The sequence below is a fragment of the Mesorhizobium sp. M2D.F.Ca.ET.226.01.1.1 genome (genome assembly GCF_004022705.2).
Taxonomy (GTDB): Bacteria; Pseudomonadota; Alphaproteobacteria; order Rhizobiales; family Rhizobiaceae; genus Mesorhizobium.
Genome location: NZ_RZOY02000001.1, coordinates 59519 through 83224, shown reverse-complemented (window position 1 = coordinate 83224; position 23706 = coordinate 59519). Strand labels below are relative to the sequence as shown.

Annotated in this window: 18 protein-coding genes; 8 read left to right on the top strand and 10 right to left on the bottom strand. The window is 64.6% G+C overall.

Going from position 1 to position 23706, the window contains the following annotated elements:
* Window positions 1-19: 19 nt before the first annotated feature.
* The 7 genes from EN869_RS00405 to EN869_RS00375 all read right to left on the bottom strand — a co-directional run bounded on the left by EN869_RS00405 (window position 20) and on the right by EN869_RS00375 (window position 8864).
* Complete coding sequence (locus EN869_RS00405; protein ID WP_127229541.1) at window positions 20-1789, bottom strand: acyl-CoA dehydrogenase family protein; 1770 nt, start codon at window positions 1787-1789, stop codon at window positions 20-22.
* A gap of 191 nt (window positions 1790-1980) precedes the next feature.
* On the bottom strand, window positions 1981-3588 hold the full coding sequence (locus tag EN869_RS00400) for an FGGY-family carbohydrate kinase (protein ID WP_127229542.1): 1608 nt from the start codon (window positions 3586-3588) through the stop codon (window positions 1981-1983).
* Between the two features lie 111 nt (window positions 3589-3699).
* Window positions 3700-4428: an SDR family oxidoreductase gene (locus tag EN869_RS00395; protein WP_127229543.1), complete on the bottom strand. Its 729-nt coding sequence runs from the start codon at window positions 4426-4428 to the stop codon at window positions 3700-3702.
* A 24-nt stretch (window positions 4429-4452) separates the two neighbouring features.
* Complete coding sequence (locus tag EN869_RS00390; protein ID WP_127229544.1) at window positions 4453-5703, bottom strand: sugar ABC transporter permease; 1251 nt, start codon at window positions 5701-5703, stop codon at window positions 4453-4455.
* The gene (locus EN869_RS00385; RefSeq protein WP_127229545.1) at window positions 5700-6530 is read right to left on the bottom strand and encodes an ATP-binding cassette domain-containing protein; all 831 of its coding nucleotides are present in this window, start codon (window positions 6528-6530) and stop codon (window positions 5700-5702) included. The genes EN869_RS00390 and EN869_RS00385 overlap by 4 nt, the downstream gene beginning before the upstream one ends.
* 66 nt (window positions 6531-6596) lie before the next feature.
* Window positions 6597-7679, bottom strand: coding sequence for a sugar ABC transporter substrate-binding protein (locus EN869_RS00380; protein ID WP_127229546.1), 1083 nt, complete (start codon window positions 7677-7679; stop codon window positions 6597-6599).
* Window positions 7680-7979: 300 nt separating this feature from the next.
* Window positions 7980-8864, bottom strand: a complete 885-nt coding sequence (locus EN869_RS00375) for an AraC family transcriptional regulator (protein WP_127229612.1) — start codon at window positions 8862-8864, stop codon at window positions 7980-7982.
* A 251-nt stretch (window positions 8865-9115) separates the two neighbouring features.
* Between EN869_RS00375 and EN869_RS00370 the strand changes: the two genes are divergently transcribed.
* On the top strand, window positions 9116-10276 hold the full coding sequence (locus EN869_RS00370; RefSeq protein WP_127229547.1) for a glycoside hydrolase family 25 protein: 1161 nt from the start codon (window positions 9116-9118) through the stop codon (window positions 10274-10276).
* 8 nt (window positions 10277-10284) lie between these two features.
* Here EN869_RS00370 and EN869_RS00365 read toward each other — a convergent pair whose 3' ends face one another.
* Entirely contained in the window at window positions 10285-11127 is an 843-nt protein-coding gene (locus tag EN869_RS00365; RefSeq protein ID WP_127229613.1) for an AraC family transcriptional regulator, read from the bottom strand.
* Window positions 11128-11375: 248 nt separating this feature from the next.
* On the opposite strand from EN869_RS00365, the gene EN869_RS00360 reads away from it, so the two are divergent.
* The 6 genes from EN869_RS00360 to EN869_RS00335 all read left to right on the top strand — a co-directional run bounded on the left by EN869_RS00360 (window position 11376) and on the right by EN869_RS00335 (window position 20364).
* Entirely contained in the window at window positions 11376-12842 is a 1467-nt protein-coding gene (locus EN869_RS00360) for an alpha-glucosidase/alpha-galactosidase (protein WP_127229548.1), read from the top strand.
* 97 nt (window positions 12843-12939) lie between these two features.
* Window positions 12940-15024 (top strand): ABC transporter substrate-binding protein, encoded by a 2085-nt coding sequence (locus EN869_RS00355; RefSeq protein ID WP_127229549.1) that lies wholly within the window; start codon window positions 12940-12942, stop codon window positions 15022-15024.
* Between the two features lie 126 nt (window positions 15025-15150).
* Window positions 15151-16158, top strand: coding sequence for an ABC transporter permease (locus EN869_RS00350; RefSeq protein ID WP_127229550.1), 1008 nt, complete (start codon window positions 15151-15153; stop codon window positions 16156-16158).
* Window positions 16159-17295, top strand: coding sequence for an ABC transporter permease (locus EN869_RS00345; protein ID WP_127229551.1), 1137 nt, complete (start codon window positions 16159-16161; stop codon window positions 17293-17295). It begins immediately after the preceding gene.
* A 10-nt stretch (window positions 17296-17305) separates the two neighbouring features.
* Window positions 17306-18976, top strand: coding sequence for an ABC transporter ATP-binding protein (locus EN869_RS00340; RefSeq protein ID WP_127229552.1), 1671 nt, complete (start codon window positions 17306-17308; stop codon window positions 18974-18976).
* Window positions 18977-18996: 20 nt separating this feature from the next.
* Window positions 18997-20364: an alpha-glucosidase/alpha-galactosidase gene (locus EN869_RS00335; protein WP_127229553.1), complete on the top strand. Its 1368-nt coding sequence runs from the start codon at window positions 18997-18999 to the stop codon at window positions 20362-20364.
* On the opposite strand, the gene purD is transcribed toward EN869_RS00335, so the two are convergent.
* On the bottom strand, window positions 20365-21645 hold the full coding sequence (gene purD, locus EN869_RS00330; RefSeq protein ID WP_127229554.1) for a phosphoribosylamine--glycine ligase: 1281 nt from the start codon (window positions 21643-21645) through the stop codon (window positions 20365-20367). It lies immediately after the preceding gene.
* Window positions 21646-21828: 183 nt separating this feature from the next.
* Window positions 21829-22623 (bottom strand): phytanoyl-CoA dioxygenase family protein, encoded by a 795-nt coding sequence (locus tag EN869_RS00325; RefSeq protein ID WP_127229555.1) that lies wholly within the window; start codon window positions 22621-22623, stop codon window positions 21829-21831.
* A gap of 148 nt (window positions 22624-22771) precedes the next feature.
* Between EN869_RS00325 and EN869_RS00320 the strand changes: the two genes are divergently transcribed.
* On the top strand, window positions 22772-23683 hold the full coding sequence (locus tag EN869_RS00320) for a LysR family transcriptional regulator (protein WP_127229556.1): 912 nt from the start codon (window positions 22772-22774) through the stop codon (window positions 23681-23683).
* Window positions 23684-23706 lie beyond the last annotated feature (23 nt).

The window sequence follows — 23706 nt, the reverse complement described above, 5'->3', positions numbered from 1 at the left end:
GATTTTTTCCTTGTGAACGTCAGGCCGAAACCAGCGCCTTGCCGGCGGCGGCGAGGCTTTCAGCGCCGTCGGTGACGCGCTCCTTCAGGGCGCGCGTCTCGCCGAGCAGATTTTCGGCGAAGAAGCGGCAAAGCGCGATGCGGCTACGGTCTGCCAGGCCACCCTGCGCCAGATAGGCGCCGCCGGCGGCAAACGAGATCAGCCGCAGATAGGGCGTCGCGCCGGCCATCGCGGCGTCGGCCTTGCCGTCGGCCGTGAGCTTCTGCAGGAAGCGCGTCGCCTCTTCGAGATCGGCCAGCGCCCGGTCGAGATTGTCGGCGGTGCGGCCGAAGCCTTCGATGTTCGAGGTGCGCACCGCATCGGCCACCGCTTTCAGTTCACCGATATAGCGATGCACATGCTCGCCGCCGCCGAGCGGCAGCTTTCGCGCCACGAGATCGATCGCCTGGATGCCGTTGGTGCCCTCGTAGATCGGTGCGATGCGGGCGTCGCGATAGAGCGCGGCAGCGCCCGTCTCCTCGATGAAGCCCATGCCGCCATGCACCTGAACCCCCAACGAAGCGACCTCGACGCCGATATCGGTGGAGAAGGCTTTTGCCAGCGGCGTCAGCAGGTTGGCACGGTCGCGCCAATTGGCGGCGGCCTCGCCCTCGGCGACGCGCGCGCGGTCGAGCGCATGCGCGCAGGAATAGCTGATCGAGCGGGCGATCTGGGTCAACGCCTTCATGGTGAGCAGATTGCGCTGCACGTCCGGGTGATGGACGATCGGCGCCATGCCGGGGCTGGAGTAGTCCGAAGCCTTGCCCTGGCGGCGCTCATTGGCGTAGGCGACCGCCTTCTGGGTCGCGGTCTCGGCCACGGCCACGCCCTGCATGCCGACAGCGAGGCGCGCGTTGTTCATCATCGTGAACATGCAGGCCAGCCCCTTGTTCTCCTCGCCGATCAGCCAGCCGATGGCGCCGGGCGTCGCGCCCTGAAAACCGTCGCCATAGATCATGGTGCAGGTCGGCGAGGCGTGGATGCCGAGCTTGTGCTCGAGGCCCGAGCAGAAAACGTCGTTACGGGCGCCGAGCGAGCCGTCGTCATTGACAAAGAACTTCGGCACCAGAAAAAGCGAGATGCCGCGCGTTCCGGCCGGCGCATCGGGCAGCCGTGCCAGTACCAGATGCACGATGTTGTCGGTGAAATCATGCTCGCCATAGGTGATGAAAATCTTCTGGCCGAAGATGCGGTAGGTGCCGTCGCCGACCGGCTCGGCGCGGCTGCGCAGAGCCGCAAGGTCGGAGCCCGCCTGCGGCTCGGTCAGGTTCATTGTGCCCATCCACTCGCCGGAGACGAGCTTGGCCAGATATTTTTGCTTCAGCGCTTCGGAAGCGTGCTTGTCGAGCGCTTCCACCGCGCCCATGGTCAGCGTCGCGCCGATGCCGAAGGCCATGGCGGCGGAGTTCCACATTTCGAGCGCGGCGACGCCGAGCATCGTCGGCAGGCCCTGGCCGCCGAATTCCTCCGGCCCTGACAGCGCGTTCCAGCCGCCTTCGATCCAGCGCCGGTAGAGCTCCTTCCAGCCGGGCGGCGTGATGACAGCCGCGTCCTTCAGTACCGCGCCATGCTCGTCGCCGATCTTGTAGAGCGGCGCCACCTCCTCGCTGGCGAAGCGGCCGGCTTCGGCCAGGATCGCGTCGACAAGGTCCTCGCCGAGATCGCCAAAGGTGCCGGCATCCAGCGCCGGCTTCAGCCCCGCCACGTGCTTCAGCGTGAAGGCGATATCCTCGACCGGTGCGCGATACATGTCTGCTCCTCCTGCGTTCCAGCCAATCGTAGCGCATGGCCGGAGCGAAGCCATTAACCTTTGGGTCGGCCTCGCACCTTCTTTTTACGTAAACGTCAAACTTTGTCACGCGGATTTTGCATGGACGCCGTCATCCGCCGGAGAGGGGGAGCCGGCGCCCGATCCGTCCTGTTTAGGCGCTGATCGATCCCTCAGCGTATGCTGCGGCCTACCGCCTGCAGCGCCAGGAAGGCTTCGTAGCGGCGGTCGTGCCATGCGCGGATGTCGCCCGACGCGGGTGTAAAAACGTCGCCGAGCCGGGACATGGCAGGCATGGCGCTCGAAAGGTCAGGGTAATGCCCGGCGGCGACGGCACCGAGCATCGCGGAGCCGAGCAGCACCGGATCCGGCGATTGCGACGCGGCGACCGGCAGGCCGGCTGCGTCGGCAAGCAGCTGGCGCACCAGCGGCGACTGCCCGGCGCCGCCGCTGATGACGATGGTGTCGACGGCAAGTCCGGACGACGCCATCGCCGCTACAATCTGGCGCACGCCGTAGCCGAGGCCGCAAAGCCCGGCGACATAAAGCCCGACGAGACTTTCGATGGAACGGTCGGTGCCGAGCCCGGCGATCAGGCCGCGCGCATCCGGGTCGGCCAAAGGCGAACGATTGCCGAGGAATTCGGGCACGACGTGGATGCTTCCGGCAAGCGTGGCGGCAGCCGACAGGTCGGGGAGAGCCGCCGCGGCGGCCGCGGCCAGCCAGTCGACCAGCGATCTGCCTTCAGCCTTGGCACGTGCGGAAGCCTCGGCTGCGGCAGGGTGGAAATACACCAGGAGATCGATGGCCGCGCCGGCGGCCGACTGGCCGCCCTCGCTCAGCCATAAGCCAGGTACCATGGCGGAATAGTACGGTCCCCATACCCCGGGGATGAAGGCCGGGCCTTGGCTGCTCGCCATTGTGCAGGCCGAGGTGCCGAGCACATAGGCCATACGCGAGGAAATGGTGCCGGCATCGCCGGCAGCACCTACCGTGCCGACCCCACCGGCATGGGCGTCGATCAGCCCGGAAGCGACGACCGTGCCCTCGGCCAGTCCCAGTTCGGCCGCGGCCGCCGGCGTCAGGCCGGCGCCCACCGCCGTGCCCGGATCGACCACTTCGGTGCCGATGCGGGCAAACCCCTCGTCGGCAAGTTCACCAAGGCCGACGGAATAAAAATAGCTGTCGTCCCAGCGCCGCTCATGGCCGAGATAGGTCCATTTGCAGGCCAGCGTGCAGACCGAGCGGGCGAAGCTGCCCGTGGCGCGCCAGGTCAGGTAATCGGCAAGGTCCAAGAAATGCCGCGCTTTGGCAAAGGTCTCCGGCAGGTTCTCCTTCAGCCACAAAAGCTTCGGGGTCTCCATCTCCGGCGAAATCACGCCACCGACATAGTCGAGGACGGGATGGTGGCCGGCATTGATGCGCCTGGTCTGATCGAGGGCGCGATGGTCCATCCAGACGATGATGTTTCTGTCGCTGTCGCCGGAACGGCCGACCGGCAGGGGCTCGCCGTCGTCGCCGACCACCACCAGGGAACAGGTCGCGTCGAAACCGATGCCTTTGATGTCCCCCGGGCCGACGCCCGCCTTGCCGACCGCCTCGCGCACGCTTGCGCACACAGCCTGCCAGATGTCGCGGCTGGACTGCTCGGCGATCTCGCCAGGCTCGACGAAGAGCGCGATATCGCGCTTGGCGGAAGCGAGCAATTCGCCGCGCTCGTCAAAGACGCCGGCGCGCGCGCTTCCGGTGCCGACATCGATGCCGAGGAAGTGGGAAGGCATGGGGGACCTCAGAAGTGGGGCAGTAGGCAGTAGGCAGTAGGAGATGGTCCGTGTTGAATGGCCGGAGGCAAGTGCCTCTTTCCCTATTCCCTACTGCCTAATTTCTACCGCCTACAAATCATTGCTCTGCGGCAGGATCACCAGATCGCGAATGGTGATGTTTCTCGGCCGCGTCAGCATGAACAGGACGGCGTCCGCGACCTCTGTCGGCTGCATCAGCCCGCCGGCGGCCAGCTCGTCCTCGAGCTTCTGCTTCGGCCAGTCGCTGATCAGCGCCGTCACCACCGGCCCAGGTGCCACGGCGCCGACGCGCAGGCCGTGCTTGGCGACCTGCCGGCGCAGCGTGTGGACGAAGGCCTGGATGGCATGCTTCGAGGCCGTGTAGACCGGCTCCCAGACGACGGGGACCAGCCCGGCGATCGAGCTGGTGACGATGATGTCGCCGGTCTTGCGGCCCACCATGTGCGGCAGCACCGCATGCACGGAGCGGAATACCGAATTGATGTTGAGGTTCAGCATTCGGTCCCAGGCGTCGGGATCGCCGTTGAGGATCTCGCCGCCGACATAGGAGCCGGCATTGGCATGGAAGATGTCGAGCTGACCGGCCTTGTCGAGGATGCCGGGCAGCATGGTCGCCACGCTGGCGGGACTGGTGAGGTCGACCACCAGCGGGATCGCGTTGTCGCCGAGTTCGCCGACAATCTCCTTGAGCTTGTCCCCTGCCCTGTCGACCAGCACGACGCGGGCGCCCGCCGCCAGCATGGCCCTGGCGCATTCGAGGCCGATGCCCGATGCCGCGCCGGTGACTGCGGCGACTTTTCCCGAAAGATCTTGAGCCATGTGTACCCTTCTCGTTTGAATGGATCAGGCGCGGCCGTGCGAGGCACGGGAACGGCGCGCGAGGGAGTCGACGATCACGGCGATGGCCAGAACGGCACCGGTGATCATGTAGCGGAGCGACGAGGACAGATCGAGCAGCGTCAGGCCGCTGGCGATCGACTGGATGACGATGATGCCGAGCAGCGCGGAGTAGGCGCTGCCGCGGCCGCCGAACAGGCTGGTGCCGCCGATGACCGCGGCCGCGATGGCGTTCAAATTGACGTCGCCGGTGCCGGCCTGCTGGCTGGCGGAAGCAAGTCTGGCGGCCGCAAGCACGCCGCCCAGCGCGGCAAAGAGCGAGCACAGCGCGAAGGCGCTGAGATAGATGGCGCGCACCTTGATGCCGGCGCGGCGCGCCGCCTCGCGGTTGCCGCCGACGGCGGTCATCGAACGCCCCCATTTGGTCCGCGTGAGCGCATAGTTCATCGCCACGACGAGGCCGACGAACAGGCCGAACATCCATGGGATGCCGCGCGACTGGTTGAGATAGGCGACGATCAGCTCGAGGCCGACGGTTAAAGCGGCGACGCGCAGGATGAGTCCGGCCATGGACGGCGTCGACAGATTGGCCGCGCGGCGGCGCGCGAAGGTGCGCAGCCCGCTGACCAGCATCGCCAGGCCAGGGATCGCCGCCAGCGTGTGCGAGACCCATTTCGGCATCACCATCAGCTGGCCGAAATCGACCAATGCGGAGCCATAGGGCAGGTTGATCGAGCCCGTGGAGCCGAGGATGTAGAGCTGCATGCCCAGCACCGCGAGCAGGCCGGCGAGCGTCGACACGAAGCTCGGCATGCCCAGACGGTTGAACAGCAAAGCGTAGAGCGAGCCGATCAGCGCGCCGAAGGCCAGCGCGGCCAGGATCGCCAGCGCGACCGGCCAGCCCTGGTTGACCCACAGCGTGCCGACCATCGCCGAGGCGAAGCCGCTGATCGAGCCGACGGACAGGTCGATCTCGCCGACCATCAGCACGCAGACGATGCCTAGCGCGATGACGCCGACGGTCGAGCAGTCGAACAGGAGATTGACCAGATTGCTGCTGGAGACGAACACCGGATTGAGACTGGTGAAGACGGTCCAGATGACGACGAGGCCGACGATGACCGGCAGCGAGCCGAGATCGCCGCTGCGCACGCGATCCAGGAAGGCGCGGACCGCCCCGCCGATGCCGGCCTCATGCTTGACGCGCGCATCGGCGCGGTCGAGCGCCAGGGGAGCCGAATTGCCTCGCTCCGTCATGGACGCTGCTCCCCCGCCTGTGCGCTGTGATCGCGCTCCGCGCGCAGCCGCTCGGCGCGGCGCGACACCGCGTTGTTGGACGCGCCGGTGATGGCGCTCACCAGATCCTGGTTCGAGGCATCCGGCTCGAAGACGCCGTTGTTGCGCCCCAGCCTCAGCACCACGATGCGGTCGGCGACGGCGCGGACATCCTCCATATTGTGGCTGATCATCACGACGCCGAGGCCGCGGGCGCGGACACGGTCGATGAGGTTGAGCACCTCCGCCGTCTGGGCGACGCCGAGTGCGGCGGTCGGCTCATCGAGCAGGATGAGTTTCGGCTCGAGCAGCAAAGAGCGCGCAATCGCCACCGTCTGGCGCTGGCCGCCGGACAGCGAGGCAACCGCCTCGCGCACGCTCGGGATGCGCGCCGACAATTCGTTGAGCAGCGTCCAGGCCCGCATCTCCATCGCCACCTCGTCCAGCCGCAGCGGGCTGAGCTCGTTGCCGAGGAAAATGTTGGCGACGACATCGAGGTTTTCGCAGAGCGCCAGATCCTGGAACACCGTGGCGATGCCGAGCGTCAGCGCCGCGCGTGGGTCGGGCAGCGTCACGGCCCTGCCGCGGAAATTGATCGTTCCCGAGCTCGGCTGATGCACGCCGGCCAGGATCTTGACCAGCGTCGACTTACCAGCGCCGTTGTCGCCGACCAGCGCGACGACTTCGCCGGCATGGACATCGAAATCGATATCCGTCAGCGCCGAGACGGCGCCGAAATTCTTCGATATGCCGCGCAGGCTGAGCACCAGCTCGCCGACGGAAGCCGACCCTTCAGGACTCTCAATCATGCGCCGCCTTTCTTGACAGTCATGTTGGACATCCGGCCACCGATGGGGCGGCCGGATGCCCTGTGATCAGTTGGTGATGCCGAGCTTCTTGCAGCCCTCGGCATAGCGGTCGACACAGAGCTCGGCGGCCGTGTTGATCTTCTTGTCGATGATCTCGGCCTTGAGGTTCTCCTGCGTCACCACCGCCGGGGTGAAGAGCTGCGAGGGTGTATCGTAAAGCGTCATCTCGGCCTTCGGCGTCTCGCCCGACAACAGCTTGACGGCGACGTTGGCCGCGGCCGCCGCGACGATCTCGCTCGGCTTGGAGATGGTGTTGTACTGGTCGCCGGCGATGATCAGTTGCAGCGCCGCGATCGTCGCGTCGTTGCCGGTTACCGGCGGAACCGGATCGACGCCCGCCGCCTTGAAAGCGGCGATCGCGCCGCCGCCGGTGCCGTCATTGGCGGCGACCACGCCGAGGATCTTGGTGCCGAAGCGGGTGATCTGGCCGCTTGCCCATTGCTGGGCTTTCGGCGGCGCCCATTCCGGCGTGTCGAATTCCGCCAGGATCGGATAGCCGCTGTTGTCGAGGCCCTCGTGGATGCCCTTCTTGATCAGGCCTGCGGCGGCGTCGGTCGGCGAGCCGTTGATCTGCAGCAGGCCGCCGCCGGCCGGGTCGACCTTGAGCGCCTTCAGATGCTCGACCAGCGAATCCGCGATCGCCTTGCCGATGCCTTCATTGTTGAAGGACACGTAGAAATCGGCGGGCGCCGTCGGGATAGGCCGGTCATAGGCGATGACCTTGACGCCCTGGCTCTGGGCCAGCTTGACCAGCGAGGCGGCGGCGGTGGAGTCGACCGGATCGAGCACGATCGCCTTGGCGCCCTGCGAGATCACCGAATTGAACTGCTGCTGCTGGCGCGCGGCATCGGCGTCGGCGTTCTGGTAGATCACCTTGCAGCCCGGGCACAGTTTCTTCATCTCGGCGACGAAGCCCGGATAGTCGTGCTGTTCGTAGCGGGTCGATGCCTGGTCGGGCATCAGGAAGGCAACCGTGGCGTCGGTGACGGTGCCGGCGAAAGCCGCCGTGCTGCCGAGCAGCGAGGCCGCGAAAACGGCCGCGATCGTCGATTTCAAGGCGAACGGCGATTTCCAAGCATTTCTGGTCATTCGAATGTCTCCGTTTCGAGAAATGGTTTCACGATGACCTGCGCGGTTGCTGGCGCGTCAGGCCTTGACTGCATGTCGAACTATTGCAAGGAGTATGGCCGGCGGCGGCTGAGGATCGATCCGATCCCGGCAAGCCGCGCAAACATCCTCCTGAAGTGCTGGATTTCAGGACAAACGATCTCCAGCACTGGGTGTGCTAAACCCCGCGTCTTCCTTCCCTGAATGTTCTTTGTTCGATGCAATTCCGGACGAAAGATCTTCCGACCGGAATGCTTTTAGGCTCCTCCCGGTTCCTCCCTGTTAGGCGGCGATCTCCGCGTTGATGTTCTCAGCCAGCAAGGCCCTGAAGCGCGAAGGCGACATGCCTTTCTGCGCCAGGAACTGGCGGTTGAAATTCGAGATATTGTTGTAGCCGGCGGCGTAGCAGATCTCGGTGATCGACATCTGACCTTCGCTCATCAGCAATTGGCAGGCGAGATTGATGCGCAGCCGGTTGACATACTGCACCAGCGCCATGCCGGTGTGCCGGCGGAAGCTGCGCGAAAACGCGCTCGGGCTGCGCCCGGCGATCTCGGCCAAAGTGCCTTCGCTGAACGGCTCCGTCAGGTGGCAGTTGATGTAAGCGAGTGCCTGGTTGATGCCCGCCGACATGAAGCCGGAAGGATCTGGCAGATAGCCGGCGCTGGCCAGCGTGCGGACGTCGCCGGCGCGGTTCAAGATGTCGAGCACGGCCATGAATAGCGACAGGCGGCGCACGCCCTGCGCCTCGGTCAGCTCCGCTAGCAGGGGCGCCGCGAGCTCGGCCGTCGCCGGCGAGAACAGCGCGCCGCGGCGGCTGGTTTCGAGGATGCCAGCGCAGGCTGCAAGTTCGGGCAAGGCGGCGGACGCATCGGCGATGAACTCTTCCGAGAACTGGACGACGCGGCCGCGCAGCGGCACGGTCTCGCCCGGCGGCACGTCGCTGACCCAGTTGTGCGGCAAATTGGGACCAGTGAGCACCAGATTGCCCGGCTCGAACTCGCCAATGAAGTCGCCGACGAAATAGCGGCCGGTGGTGGCGACGACCAGATGCAGCTCGTATTCGGGATGGAAGTGCCAGCGGACAGTGCGGAAAGGATAGCCGTGGGCCCAGGCCTTGAACGACTCTCCCTGTCTGATCTGGACGACTTCCAGGTCCGGATTCATGTTCATTTTCCTCCCCGCGCGGGTCCGGTCTTGTGACCGGTTGCTGCGCTTCGTTCGGCGGACCGTGTAGTCCCACTGGCCGCCGTGATTGAAAGCTTAGGCGGCAATTGAAGCGCCTGCCACCACGGCTTGTCCACCCGACCGATACTTTTTTGACGTTTCGGAGCGGACCGAAGCAAGCCAATGTCGTGAAAGCAATTCCTTAACCATAGCGGTTCAGGATCGTCCTCTGGTCAGTGGGGACACCCTGATTGAAAAAGCCGGCGCGCCCTCTTCGCCGCCTGGTGCTGATCGCTGCGGCGATAGTGCTGGGCACGGCGGCAAAGGCCTCGGATTTCTCCGAGCCGTGGAAGAATGCCGACCGTCCGCTGGTGATCGACGCCTACGAATACAATTCGATCGACTGGCAGCAGCTCGTCACCGACAAGCGCGTCGCCGGCTTCATCAACAAGGCTTCCGACGGGTTGCCGCCGCCTTATTTCTGCTTCGGCGCCGAAGCGGACGTCAAACTCTGCAAGGCGCAGTGGAAGCGCTATGCGGTGACGCGCGAATTGTTCCAGACGCGCAAGGTGGTGGCCAAGGCGCTCGGGCTGAAATGGGGCGCCTATCACCTGGCCCGTCCCGGCAATCCGGTCGAGCAGGCCAACAATTTCATCGATTTCGCCGAGCCGGCGCCGGATGAGCTGATGGCCCTCGACATCGAAGGCATCGATCCAACGCAATGGATGTCGCTGGAAGATGCCGAGGAATTCGTGCGCCAGGTGCACCGCCGCCTCGGCCGCTTCCCGGTGCTCTATGTCAACGGCAAGACCGCCCAGTACATCGCCGACAACCGTTACCAGTATCGGCTCCTGTCGCGGCTGCCGCTCTGGTATGCGCGCTACAAGCCCGACATCGACGTGCATTTCCCGATGGGCAATTGGCAGGGCTACGCGCTGTGGCAATTCTCGGCGCAGGCCAATTGCGGCCGTTTCCGTTGTCCCTATCGCGTGCCGGGCACGCCCAACGACATCGACGTCAGCGTCGCGCCGATGAGCGCCGATAAGTTGCGAGAGCAATGGGCCTTTGGCGGGCTGCTCGACGTGCCGTCGGACTACCTCGCCTCGATCCCCGTACCGGTCCCGCGCGAAGCGGCGCTCGCCGGCAAGGTGACGATCACCTATGCCGATGTGGCGACGCCGCCGACCGTCGAGGAAATGGTCGCGGTGCTCGGCGCGCGCTGGGAGAAATTCCGCGACGGGTTCCGCATGCCGGTGGTGAAGACGGTGCCGCGGCGCCCGAGCTTCGGCATCGTGCAATATATCGCCTGGAAGCGGACGGAGCAGCGCACGCCCGAACAGATCGACGCGGCCTTTGCCTCCGCCGATCCGGTCAAGACCGCCTCGACCGCTCTCGACCACAGGCGGCATTGAGGCCCGGATCAGCGGTGATTGCCCAGGCTGGCATACATGCCCGTGGTGCGAAACTGCGTCGGATTGATGCCGTAGCAGCGGCGGAAAACCTTGGAGAAGTAGTTCGCGTCCTCGAAACCGCACAGCACAGCCACCTCCTTGACCGGCAGGAAGTCCGCCTTGGTGAGCAGCTTGGCCGCCCGCTGCAGGCGCAGCTGCAGGACGAACTCCGCCGGCGGCAGTCCTTCGCTCTCGGCGAAGCAGCGCGAGAAATGGGCGCGGCTGAGGCCGCTGATCTCCACCAGCTCCGCCACCGGCAGCGGCTTGTCGAGATTGGCGTTGATGTGGTCGATGACCGGCTGCATGGCGCTCTGTTTTTCGGCGAAGGCATGCGAGCCGAAGACATCGTCGTAAAGCGCCATCGCCGCCTCATAGGCGATCGCCGAGGCAGCGCCGGGCGAACCGGCGCCCTTGATCAGCCGCAGACTGCAATCGGCGAGGTGGTCGATGGTCGCCGGCTGCAGCCGGAACACCGGGCCGGAGACGCTTAAGATGGATTTGTGGACGCGCAGCGCCTCCTCGCCATTCATCGAGATCCAGAAATATTCCCAGCGGTCGCCCTTCGCCAGCCAATAACGATGGTTGTGCGGCACCAGCACCAGCAGCGTGTCGTTGGCCTGCAGACGGTAGTTGCGGTTGTCGTAGCGCAGTTGGCCGGTGCCGCTGATCGTATGCTGGAGCACCGTGAACGGAGTCTGGCCACGCTTCCTGCCGTCCCAGTCGTAGGTTTCGTCCTCACGCACCTCATAGCCGGTGCTTGTCGGCATGGCATGCAGCCGCTGACGGCCGCGCGGCAGCGAGATCGTCCGCATCAGCTCCCCATTGGCGATCAGGTCCCGCAGCACAAAATTACCCTCGAAAGCATAATCCTTCTCTGGCGGTGCCCGCCGATAAGGGCATAATCCAACTTCTCAGAACGCGAAAGACCCGCGGTCGAGGAGCGGGCGGGAGGAGAGAAAGCCGGATTTCCCGGTTTTGAGTGGCTGGCGCGCGATGGCGCGTGGCCAAATCCTCCCTCGTTGCTCCTTGCCTGGCACTCGATTGGATCAAGGTGAAGGTGATGAGCTTCAAAATCGCTATTATCGGCGCCGGCAGCGTCGGCTTCACCAAGAAGCTGTTCACCGACATTCTGTGCGTGCCTGAATTCCAGGACATCGAATTCGCGTTGACCGACATCAGCGAGCACAATCTCGGGATGATCAAGGCGATCCTCGACAGGATCGTCGAGGCGAACAAGTTGCCAACCAAAGTGACGGCCACCACGAACCGCCGCGAGGCGCTGGAGGGCGCGCGCTACATCATCAGCTGCGTGCGCGTCGGCGGGCTGGAGGCCTATGCCGACGACATCCGCATTCCGCTCAAATATGGCATCGACCAGTGCGTCGGCGACACGATCTGCGCCGGCGGCATCCTCTACGGCCAGCGCAACATCCCGATGATCCTCGACTTCTGCCGGGATATCCGCGAGGTCGCTGCGACCGGTGCGAAATTCCTCAACTACGCCAACCCGATGGCGATGAATACCTGGGCCGCGATCGAGTACGGCAAGGTCGACACGGTTGGCCTCTGCCACGGCGTCCAGCACGGCGCCGCGCAGATCGCCGAAGTGCTCGGCGCCAAATCGCCCAAAGACCTCGACTATGTGTGCTCCGGCATCAACCACCAGACCTGGTTCATCGAGCTCAGGCTGAACGGCCGGCCGATCGGCAAAGACGAGCTGGTCGCCGCCTTCGAGGCGCATCCGGTCTATTCGAAGCAGGAAAAACTGCGCATCGACGTCCTGAAGCGCTTCGGCGTCTATTCGACCGAAAGCAACGGCCACCTGTCCGAATACCTCCCCTGGTACCGCAAGCGCCCCGACGAGATCACACGCTGGATCGACATGTCGGACTGGATCCATGGCGAGACCGGCGGCTACCTGCGCTACTCGACCGAGACCCGCAACTGGTTCGAGACGGAGTATCCGCAATTCCTCGAAGCAGCGTCAAAGCCGATCGATCCGACAAAGCGTTCCAACGAGCATGCCAGCCATATTCTCGAAGCGCTGGAAACCAACCGCGTCTATCGCGGTCACTTCAACGTCAAGAATAATGGCGTGATCACGAACCTGCCGCAGGACGCCATCATCGAGTCGCCGGGCTTCGTCGATCGCTTCGGCATCAACATGGCGGCCGGCATCACGCTGCCGGAGGCCTGCGCGGCCACCTGCATGGCCTCGATCAACGTGCAGCGCATGTCGGTGCACGCCGCCATCGCTGGCGACATCGACCTGTTGAAACTCGCCGTGCTGCACGATCCGCTGGTCGGCGCAGTGTCGACGCCGGAAGAGGTCTGGCAGATGGTGGACGAGATGGTGGTCGCTGAAGCCGCATGGCTGCCGCAATATGCGCACGCCGTTCCGGCGGCGAAGGAGCGGCTTTCGAAAGCCAAGGTCAAGACCCGCGAATGGGTGGGCGCCGCGCGGCGCAATGTGCGCTCGATCGAGGAATTGCGCGCCGAAAAAGCGGCGCTGAAACAGGCCGGCTGAGATCGTCGGCAAGCAGGCGGGTCCGCAGGAGGAAGGTCCGCAAGAAATTCACAAGAGGCGGGCAGCAGCAGACGTCCAAAACATCTGGGAGGAGACTATGAGGACTTTTCGTAGAACAGGCATTGCCGCCGGGCTGATGCTCGGCGTTTCAGTCCATGCGCTCAACGCCTTCGCTTCCGAGCCGACGATCCCGCCGGAGCCTGCGACATTCCCGGCCGAAGGCAAGATCCATTATGTGCCGCGCGACTCCATCCTGGAGTTCAAGGCGCTGCCCGAATATCACGAGCCGGACTGGGTGACGGAGAAATACGTCAGGACCGGCAAGCTGCCGCCGGTCAAGGACCGCCTGCCCAAGGAGCCGCTGGTCTTCAAGACCGGCAACATGCCCGACGGTATCGGCGTCTATGGCGATACGATGCGCCATGTGATCGGCGGCAGGCCGGAAGGCTGGAACTACGGCGCCGGCCAGACGCAAGGCTGGGGCGGCATCGATATCGGGCTTTCCGAATGCCTGACGCGCACGGCGCCCCTGTTCCAGGTCGAGGCCAAGGACACCGAGCCGCTGCCCAACCTCGCCAAGAGCTGGGACTGGTCGAGCGACGGCCACAAGCTCACCATGCATCTGATTGAAGGCGCCAAATGGTCCGACGGCGCGCCCTTCAACGCCGACGACGTCATGTTCTACTGGGACGACGAGGTGGTCGATCCGAACGTCTCGCCGCTCAACGGCGCCACGCCGGAAACTTTCGGGGTCGGCACGACGCTGAAGAAGATCGACGACTACACGGTCGAGTGGACGTTCAAGGAAGCGTTCCCGCGGCAGTATCTCTATGCAATGGCCTACGGCACGTTCTGCCCCGGCCCCTCGCACATCCTGAAGCCGCAGCATCCGAAATATTCGAAGAACACCTACGACCAGTTCAAGAACGCCTTCCCGCCGGAATATATGAACATGCCGGTGATGGGCGCCTGGGTGCCGGTCGAATACAGGCCGGACGACATCATCGTCATGCGCCGCAACCCCTACTATTGGAAGGTCGACGAGAAGGGCAATCAGCTGCCCTATCTGAACGAGCTGCACTACAAGCTCTCGACCTGGGCCGACCGCGATGTCCAGGCGGTGGCGGGATCCGGCGACTTCTCCAACCTCGAACAGCCGGAGAATTTCGTCGCCTCGCTGAAGCGCGCGGCAGACAAAAACGCGCCGGCCCGCCTCGCCTTTGGGCCGCGCCTGATCGGCTACAATTTGCGGATGAATTTTTCCGCCAATGGCTGGGGCAACCCGGACGAACGCGGCCAGGCGATCCGCGAGCTGAACCGCAACGAGGACTTCCGCAAGGCCGTCACCATGGCGCTCGACCGCAAGGCGCTGGGCGACTCGCTGGTCAAGGGCCCGTTCACGGCCATCTATCCGGGCGGCTTCTCGTCCGGCACCAGCTTCTATGACCGCAAGTCGACCGTCTACTACCCCTTCGACCTCAAAGGCGCGAAAGCCTTGCTCGCCAAGGCAGGTCTCAAGGACACCGACGGCGACGGCATCGTGAACTTCCCGGCCGGCACCGCCGGCGGCAAGGATGTCGAAATCGTCATGCTGGTCAACAACGACTACACCACCGACAAGAGCCTTGCCGAAGGCGTGGTCGCGCAGATGGAGAAGCTCGGCCTCAGGGTCGTGCTCAACGGGCTTAACGGCACGCAGCGCGATGCCACACAATATTCCGGCCGCTTCGACTGGCTGATCCGGCGAAACGAAACCGAGCTCACGTCCGTCGTTCAAAACACCGAGCAGTTGGCGCCGGTCGGGCCGAAGACCAGTTGGAACCACCGCGCGCCGGAAAGCGGCCAGGTCGACCTGATGCCCTTCGAAAAGGACCTCGTGGACATCGTCAACAAGTTCGTTTCGACGCAGGACAACGACCAGCGCGCCGACCTGATGCGGAACTTCCAGAAGATCTCGACCGAGCACGTCTACAATGTCGGCCTGACGGAATATCCGGGGGCGCTGATCATCAACAAGCGCTTCTCCAACATCCCGCAGGGCACGCCGATCTTCATGTTCAACTGGGCCGAGGATTCGATCATCCGCGAGCGCGTGTTCGTCAAAGCGGACAAGCAGGCCAAGTATGAACTGTTCCCGCAGGAGCTGCCCGGAAAGCCGGGTGACAAGGGTCCAATGGATTAGGAGTTCGATGTAAGGTTTACCTCCCCTGACGAGAGACGTCCGGCCGCGTCGCGGCGCGGCCGGACAAACGAAACCTCCGAACGCACCCGAGGGGAGCGGCGGGCAGACAAGAAGGCGGACGATCCGATGCTGCGGTTCCTGCTCATGCGCATCGCCTCGGCGATCCCCGTTCTCGCCATATTGAGCCTGGTCACCTTCGCCATCATCCAGGCGCCGCCGGGCGATTATGCCGACTACATCAAATCGCAGCTGATCAACCAAGGCGGCGCCTCCTATGCCGAAGCCGACGCGCAGGCGCAGGCCTATCGCGTCGAACATGGCCTCGATAAGCCGCTGCCCATCCAGTATCTCAACTGGATCGGCGGTATCGTCACCCGCGGCGATTTCGGCTACAGCCTCTATTACAACAAGCCGGTGGCGGACGTGGTCGGCGAGCGGCTGCCACGCACGTTGCTGCTGGCACTGGTGTGCCATCTGCTAGCCTCGGTGCTCGGGATCACCTTCGGCATTTGGGCGGCGACAAGGCAATATTCCTGGATCGACTCGACACTTTCGGCGATCTCGTTCCTCGGCATGACCGTGCCGCGCTTCCTGATGGCGCTGATCATCGTCTATCTGCTGGTCTTCCAGTTCAACGTGACGGAGATCGGCTCGTTCTTCTCGCCGCAATATGGCGGCGCGCCATGGTCGTGGGCGAAGTTCGTCGACCTCGTCAAGCATGTCTGGCCGGTGGTGGCGATCGCGACCTTCGGCGGGCTCGCCTACAACATGCGCGTCATGCGCGGCAATCTGCTCGACACGCTGAACATGCAGTATGTCGAGACGGCCAAGGCCAAAGGACTGACCGGGGGTGCCGTCGTCATGCGCCATGCCGTGCCCAACGCGCTGCATCCGCTGATCATGTATCAGGGCGTGGTGCTGCCCTACATGCTCACCGGCGAAATCGAGACGGCGATCATCTTCGCACTGCCAACCGTCGGCCCGGCGATCGTCGGCTCGATGGCGGTCGGCGACGTCTATGTCACCGCGACCTTCATGATGGTGCTCTCGGCGACGCTCATCGTCGGCAACATCATCGCCGACCTGCTGCTCGTGCTGCTCGACCCGCGCGTGCGCCAGTTCGGGGAGCGCTAGATGCTGGCGCGCGATCCCTCCCCGCCGCCACCGGCCGAAGGCGTGGCCATAGCCGAGCCGGCGCATGGCAATGAGAGCTACATCGCGCTGGTCTGGCGCCGGCTGAAGCGCTCCTGGACCGGCATGACCGGGCTGGTCCTGGTGGTGCTGCTTTTGATCATGGCTGTCTTCGCGGATTTCCTGGCGCCGATGGACCCCAAGGCGACAGATGTCGCCTTCGCCCCGCCGCAAATGATGAGTTTCCATGACAAGGACGGCAATTTCGTCTGGCCGCCGCGGGTCTATGCACTGGCCGACTCGGCCGACCTCGATCCCGTCACCTTCCAGCCGATCGTCGGTCCCGACTATGATCATCCGCGCCTGCTTGGCTTCTACGTCGAGGGCGAGCCCTACCGGCTGTTTGGGCTGATCCCGGCCGACCGGCATTTCTTCGCTTCGAACGATGGCCTGCCGGTGCATTTCCTCGGCACCGACAAGTTCGGCCGCGACGTGCTGTCGCGCGCCATTCACGGCTCGCGCGTCTCGCTGATGATCGCGCTGACGGTGGTCTTCATCGTCACCGTGATCGGCACCACCGTCGGCATGGTTTCCGGCTATTTCGGCGGCAAGTTCGATGTCTGGATGCAGCGCTTCGTCGAGTTGGTCCTCGCCTTCCCGCAGCTGCCGCTCTATCTCGCGCTGACGACGCTGATCCCGATCACCGCGCCGACCAATGTCTTCCTCGGCTTCGTCATCATCGTCATGTCGGCGCTGGGCTGGGCGCAGATGTCGCGCGAGGTGCGCGGCAAGACGCTGGCGCTGGCGCGCATCGACTATGTGCGCGCCGCCATGGCGGTCGGCGCCACCGACCGGCGCATCATCATGCAGCACATTTTTCCCAATGTGATGAGCCATGTCATCGTCGCGGTGACGATCGCCATCCCGACGGTGGTGTTGCTCGAAGCCTTCCTCGGCTTCCTCGGCTTCGCGGTGAAGCCGCCGCTGATCTCCTGGGGCCTGATGCTGCAGGACACGGCGACCTATTCGGTCATCGGCACCTATCCCTGGATCCTGTCGCCGGTCGGCTTCGTGCTGGTCACCGTGTTTGCCTTCAACGCGCTGGGCGACGGCCTGCGCGATGCCGTCGATCCGTATTGAGGTGGCCGGGATGACGACAATTGCGCTTGCAGAAGACTTCGCACCCGCCATCCGGCACGACCATGACGCGCGCCATGAACAGCCGATCATAGACGCGCGCAACATCGAGGTCGCCTTCAAGGTGGAGCACGGCACCGTCGAGGCGGTGAAGGATATCTCGTTCCAGCTCTATCGCGGCGAGACCATCGCCATCGTCGGCGAGTCCGGTTCCGGCAAGTCGGTGACGGCGCGCACCGTGATGGGGCTGTTGTCGCGCCGGGCGACCGTGTCGCCGCGCTCCAGCGTCGACTATTGCGGGCAGAACATCCTGAAGTTCGCGGAAGGCGCCCGGCGCAAGCTGCGCGGCAACCGCATCTCGATGATCTTCCAGGAGCCGATGAGCTCGCTCAACCCGATCTACACGGTCGGCAGCCAGATCGTCGAGGCGATCAGGGTGCATCGCAGGGTGAGCCGCAGGCAAGCCTGGGCACGGGCGCTGGAACTCCTCAAGCATGTCCAGATCCCCGAGCCGGAAGCGCGCATCAAGCAGTATCCGCACCAGCTCTCCGGCGGGCAGCGCCAGCGCGTGATGATCGCCATGGCTTTGGCCAACGACCCCGACGTGCTGATCGCCGACGAGCCGACCACCGCGCTCGACGTCACCGTGCAGGCGCAGATCCTGAACCTGATCCGCAATCTTCAGAAAGAGCTGAAGATGGCGGTGATCCTGATCACCCACGACCTCACCGTGGTGCGCAAGTTCTCCGACTATGTCTATGTCATGCAGCATGGCGAGATGCGCGAGCACAACGTCACCGAACGGCTGTTCGCTGAGCCCCAGCATCCCTACACGCAGCGGCTGCTCGCTTCCGAGCCTCACGGCAGGCCGAAGCCGCTGCCCGAGGGTTCCGGCCCAATCCTCGAGGCGAACGGCGTGCGCGTCTGCTTCATGCTTCGCCACGGCTCGTTCCTGAAACCGGACTGGCGCGAGCTGGTCGCGGTCGACGATCTCGGCCTGAAGCTTTGCCGACACGAGACGCTGGGGCTGGTCGGCGAATCCGGCTCCGGCAAGACCACGTTCGGCCTGACCCTGCTTCGGCTGCAGGACGCCAAGCGCGGCGAAATCAGCTTCGACGGCCAGCCGATCCAGCGCCTGTCGCGCGCCGAGCTGCGGCCGCTGCGTTCGCGCATGCAGATCGTCTTCCAGGACCCGTTCTCCTCGCTCAATCCGCGCATGACGATCGGCCAGATCATCGAGGAAGGGCTGGTCGTCAACAGGTTGGGCGCCACAAGGCCCGAACGGGTCGAGCGGGTGCGCGAGGCGCTGGTCAGCGCCGGCATGCCCGGCAACATCCTGTCGCGCTTCCCGCATGAATTCTCCGGCGGCCAGCGGCAGCGCATCGCGATCGCGCGGGCGATCGCGCTGGAGCCGGAATTCATCCTGCTCGACGAGCCGACATCGGCGCTGGACCTCTCCGTCCAGGCGCAGATCATCGACCTGCTGCGCAAGCTGCAGGACGAGCGGGGCTTGAGCTATCTGTTCATCTCGCACGACCTCAAGGTGGTGCGGGCGCTCTGCCACCGCGTCATCGTCATGCAGCACGGCAAGATCGTCGAACAGGGACCCGTCGACGAGGTCCTTTCCAATCCCAAGACCGCCTACACCGAACGGCTCGTCAGGGCCGCTTTCGAGGTGGCGTAGAAAAGTGCCGGAGGCTTACAGTGGCTAGAAATCCCAGGATCACGTTCATCGGCGCCGGTTCGACGGTGTTCATGAAGAACATCGTCGGCGACGTGCTGCAGCGGCCGGCACTTTCGGGCGCGACGATCGCGCTGATGGACATCAATCCGCAGCGCCTGGAAGAGAGCGCCGTCGTCGTCAACAAGCTGATCGCGACGCTCGGCGTCGAGGCGAAGGCCGAGACCTATTCGGACCAGCGCAAGGCCTTGAAAGGCGCCGACTTCGTCGTCGTCGCCTTCCAGATCGGCGGCTACGAACCCTGCACCGTCACCGATTTCGAGGTGCCGAAGAAATACGGCCTGCGCCAGACCATCGCCGACACGCTGGGCGTCGGCGGCATCATGCGGGGTCTCAGGACCGTGCCGCATCTGTGGAAGATCTGCGAGGACATGCTCGCCGTCTGCCCCGAGGCGATCATGCTGCAATATGTCAACCCGATGGCGATCAACACCTGGGCGATCGCCGAGAAATACCCTCAGATCAAGCAGGTCGGGCTCTGCCATTCGGTGCAGGGCACGGCGATGGAACTGGCACACGATCTCGACCTTCCCTATGAGGAGATCCGCTACCGCTCGGCCGGCATCAACCACATGGCCTTTTATCTCAAGTTCGAGCATCGCCAGGCGGATGGCTCCTATCACGACCTCTATCCCGATCTCGTGCGCGCCTATCGCGAGGGCCGTGCGCCGAAGCCGGGCTGGAATCCGCGCTGCCCGAACAAAGTGCGCTATGAGATGCTGACCCGGCTCGGCTATTTCGTCACCGAGAGCTCGGAGCATTTCGCCGAATATACGCCCTATTTCATCAAGGACGGCCGTCCCGACCTGATCGAGAAATACGGCATTCCACTGGACGAATATCCAAAACGCTGCATCGAGCAGATCGAGCGCTGGAAAGGACAGGCGGAAGCCTACCGGTCGGCCGACCGGATCGAGGTCGAGCAGTCCAGGGAATATGCTTCATCGATCATGAACTCGGTGTGGACCGGCGAGCCGTCGGTGATCTACGGCAATGTCCGCAACAATGGCTGCATCACCTCGCTGCCTTTCGACTGCGCGGCGGAAGTGCCGTGCCTGGTCGACGCTTCAGGCATCCAACCCACTTACATCGGCGACCTGCCGCCGCAGCTGACGGCGCTGATCCGCACCAACATCAATGTGCAGGAGCTGACGGTGCGGGCGCTGATCAGCGAGAACCGCGAGCACATCTACCACGCGGCGATGATGGATCCGCACACCGCGGCCGAGCTCGACCTCGACCAGATCTGGTCATTGGTCGACGACCTGCTTGCCGCGCATGGCGACTGGCTGCCGGCCTGGGCGCGGAGAGGCAGAAGCAAGGCTGCCTGATCAGTTTTCGGCCTTTTCGCGCGCCACGGCCTGCCAGCCGATGTCGCGTCGGCAGAAGCCCTGGGCCCAGTCGATGCGGTCAACCGCGGCGTAGGCCTTGGCCTGCGCCTCGCCGACGGTTTTGCCGGTTGCCGTGACGTTGAGCACGCGGCCGCCATTGGCGACCAGCGCCCCGCCATTGACGGCGGTGCCGGCATGGAAGACCTGGACGCCCTCGCCTTCCACCTGGTCGAGGCCGCGGATGACCGAGCCTTTTTCCGGCGTGCCGGGATAGCCGCGCGCCGCCATCACCACGGTCAATGCCGCCGCATCGCTCCAGCGGATCGACATATGCGCGAGCTGGCCGTCGACTGCGGCGTTGAGCAGGATAAGCAGGTCGTCCTTCAGCCGCATCATCAGCACCTGGCATTCGGGGTCGCCGAAGCGGGTGTTGTACTCGATCAGCTTCGGACCCTGGTCGGTGATCATCAGGCCGGCGAAGAGGATGCCGGCGAAAGGCGCGCCGAGTTCGGCCATGCCGCGCATGGTCGGCTCGATGATCTCGCGCATGGTGCGCTCGGTCATTTCCGGCGTCATCACCGGCGCCGGCGAATAGGCGCCCATGCCGCCGGTGTTCGGCCCGGTATCGCCGTCGCCGACGCGCTTGTGGTCTTGCGCCGTGCCCAAGGGCAGCGCGGTGGCGCCGTCGCAGAGGCAAAAAAAGCTTGCCTCCTCGCCGGTCAGATATTCTTCGACCACGACCTCGGCGCCGGCCGCGCCGAAAGCGCCTTCGAAACAGGCTTCCAGCGCGGCGTTCGCCTCGTCAGAAGTCATCGCGATGGTGACGCCCTTGCCGGCGGCCAACCCGTCGGCCTTAATGACGATCGGCGCGCCGACTTTCTCGATATAGGCCTTGGCCGAAGCGAGATCGCCGAAGCGGCCATAGGCGGCGGTGGGGATGTTGAATTTGGCGCAAAGATCCTTGGTGAAGCCCTTCGAGCCCTCGAGCCGGGCCGCCGCCTTGGACGGGCCGAAGACGCGGATGCCCCAGGCGCGCAGATCGTCGGCGATGCCGGCCACCAGCGGCCCTTCCGGGCCGACCACGACGAGGTCGATCTGCTTTTCCTGGCAGAAGGCGGCGACGGCGGAATGGTCGGCGACGTCGAGCTTCACCAACTCGGCGACACGACCGATGCCTGGATTGCCGGGCGCGGCATAAAGCTTCGTCAGCAGCGGCGAGGCGGACATCTTCCAGGCGAGCGCATGTTCGCGGCCGCCCGAGCCGAGAAGAAGAACATTCATGGCCACCTCTTGCTGCCGATCGTACCGTCGAGAGAACCCGCTATTGGTCCGCGCGCGGCGGGTCAAGGCGTCTTTGCATTTTGGCGGCAATTGCGCACGAGAACATGGCCTTCATCAAGATGTGATGCGGCAAGCCTCGTCCTCCCGCCGGGTCGGACAACGACTGAAGCGCCGGATGCCGACTCAGCTCTGATAGATGACGGGGAACCAGTCCTCGCGCAGCTTCTGGCCGGGTTTCATGTCGTGGCCCGGATAGGGCGGCGAGGTGCGGCCGGGGCGCTCGACATAATGCACGTCGTCGCCGACCCAGCGCAGCGACAGCGCCCGGCGCCGCGCCGCGGTCAGGTTGCCGCGCGCGCCATGCGCGGTGCGGAAATCGAACAGGATGGCGTCGCCCGGCTCCATCTCCCATTCGAGAACTTTCATCGAAGGATCATTATCGGGATCGGGCACCGGCCGGTAGTCGCCCTCGCCGGCATAGAAATTGGCGTCGTTAAGCCAGCGCACCGGCAGGACCATCTTTTCCCATTTGTGCGAGCCGGCGATCAGCCGAAGCGTCGCCTCCTTCACCGGATCGATCGGGATCCAGAAGCTCACCGTCTGGCTGCCGTCGACGAAGTAATAGGGAATGTCCTGGTGCCACGGCGTCGGCTTCTGCGTGCCGGGCTCCTTGACCAGGACGTGGTCGTGGAAGAACTGGGCGCTGCGCGATTGCATGACGGCGGCGGCGAGTTCTGCCGCCGGCGATTCACGCACGATCCTGACGAATTCGGGGATGCGCTCCCAGTTGCAGTAATCGTCGAAGAAGCTGCCCTTGCCGCCGGCGATGTCCGAGGCGGTGGCGCTGCGGTTCTGCATATTGCGTTCGATGCCGTCGGCAATGACATCGACCCAGTCCTTGAAGGCGCCGCGGATGCAGACAGCGCCATCGCGCTGATAATCGGCAATCGTCGAAGCATCGATCTTTGGGCTGGCCATGGGTCTCAATCTCTTTGTTTGACGCAATTCCGGACGGAAAACCGCTACACACTTTTCCTGGAATTGCTCGTGGTTTGGTAACCGACTATCGCAAGCGCCAGACATCGCGTAAAATAATAACTTGTCATTTCACTCATAGTTTTTACCTATGAAGCTCACGCTCACCCAGTTGCGCTATGTCGTTGCCGTGGCCCGCTATGGCAGCGTGACCGCGGCAGCCCAGGCGCTCAACGTCTCGCAGCCTTCGATCTCGGTGGCGATCGACCATGTCGAGGACGCGCTTGGCCAGAAACTCTTCGTGCGCCAGCGCGGCAGTGGCGTCGCGCTGACATCCTTCGGCCGCAGGGCCGTCGCCAAGGCGAGGCAGGTGCTGGGCGAGGCGGACGAACTGGCGGCGCTCGGATCGCGCGACGCCGATGTCGGCGGCGAACTGGTGCTCGGCTGCTTCGAGGGTCTGGCGCCCTACTTCGCGCCGGCGCTGATGCGCGCCTTCGCCGAGCGCTGCCCGGCCGTCACCGTCGTCATCGGCGACGAAACCTTCGAGACGCTAGGACGGCGCCTGGCCGACAGCGCCGTCGATCTCGGCCTCACCTACGATCTCGGCCTGCCGGGGCATTTCAAGCGCATCCTGCTGCATGAATTGCGGCCGCACGCGCTTCTTCCCGCCGGCCATGTGTTGGCGGACAAGCACGCCGTCAGCCTGGCCGAGCTCGCCCAGCATCCGCTGATCACCACGGACCAGCCGCATAGCTGGCAGCACATGTTGGACCTCTTCCTCAGCCGCGGCCTATCGCCGATTGCGAGGGCGACAACGAGCTCATTCGAGCTGCAGCGCTCGATGGTGGCCAACGGCTTCGGCGTCGCCGTCAGCTACACAAGGCCGCGTGGCGATATGAGCTATGACGGCCTGCCGCTGGTCTGCAAGCCGATCTCCGACCCGCTACCGATGCAGCGCATCATCCTGACCCATGACACGCGCCAGCGCCTGTCCAAGACGGCCGTGGCCTTCATCGAAGTCGCCAAGGCATGGTTTGCCAGTCACGAAGTTTTCACCGGCTGAGCGACAACGCGTCAGCTTGACGG

Bases quoted from the DNA above. Each gene is read 5' to 3' on its own strand.
- EN869_RS00405 (WP_127229541.1), bottom strand. From the start codon at position 1,789: ATGTATCGCGCACCGGTCGAGGATATCGCCTTCACGCTGAAGCACGTG.
- EN869_RS00400 (WP_127229542.1), bottom strand. From the start codon at position 3,588: ATGCCTTCCCACTTCCTCGGCATCGATGTCGGCACCGGAAGCGCGCGC.
- EN869_RS00395 (WP_127229543.1), bottom strand. From the start codon at position 4,428: ATGGCTCAAGATCTTTCGGGAAAAGTCGCCGCAGTCACCGGCGCGGCA.
- EN869_RS00390 (WP_127229544.1), bottom strand. From the start codon at position 5,703: ATGACGGAGCGAGGCAATTCGGCTCCCCTGGCGCTCGACCGCGCCGAT.
- EN869_RS00385 (WP_127229545.1), bottom strand. From the start codon at position 6,530: ATGATTGAGAGTCCTGAAGGGTCGGCTTCCGTCGGCGAGCTGGTGCTC.
- EN869_RS00380 (WP_127229546.1), bottom strand. From the start codon at position 7,679: ATGACCAGAAATGCTTGGAAATCGCCGTTCGCCTTGAAATCGACGATC.
- EN869_RS00375 (WP_127229612.1), bottom strand. From the start codon at position 8,864: ATGAATCCGGACCTGGAAGTCGTCCAGATCAGACAGGGAGAGTCGTTC.
- EN869_RS00365 (WP_127229613.1), bottom strand. From the start codon at position 11,127: ATGCGGACGATCTCGCTGCCGCGCGGCCGTCAGCGGCTGCATGCCATG.
- EN869_RS00360 (WP_127229548.1), top strand. From the start codon at position 11,376: ATGAGCTTCAAAATCGCTATTATCGGCGCCGGCAGCGTCGGCTTCACC.
- EN869_RS00355 (WP_127229549.1), top strand. From the start codon at position 12,940: ATGAGGACTTTTCGTAGAACAGGCATTGCCGCCGGGCTGATGCTCGGC.
- EN869_RS00350 (WP_127229550.1), top strand. From the start codon at position 15,151: ATGCTGCGGTTCCTGCTCATGCGCATCGCCTCGGCGATCCCCGTTCTC.
- EN869_RS00345 (WP_127229551.1), top strand. From the start codon at position 16,159: ATGCTGGCGCGCGATCCCTCCCCGCCGCCACCGGCCGAAGGCGTGGCC.
- EN869_RS00340 (WP_127229552.1), top strand. From the start codon at position 17,306: ATGACGACAATTGCGCTTGCAGAAGACTTCGCACCCGCCATCCGGCAC.
- purD (WP_127229554.1), bottom strand. From the start codon at position 21,645: ATGAATGTTCTTCTTCTCGGCTCGGGCGGCCGCGAACATGCGCTCGCC.
- EN869_RS00325 (WP_127229555.1), bottom strand. From the start codon at position 22,623: ATGGCCAGCCCAAAGATCGATGCTTCGACGATTGCCGATTATCAGCGC.
- EN869_RS00320 (WP_127229556.1), top strand. From the start codon at position 22,772: ATGAAGCTCACGCTCACCCAGTTGCGCTATGTCGTTGCCGTGGCCCGC.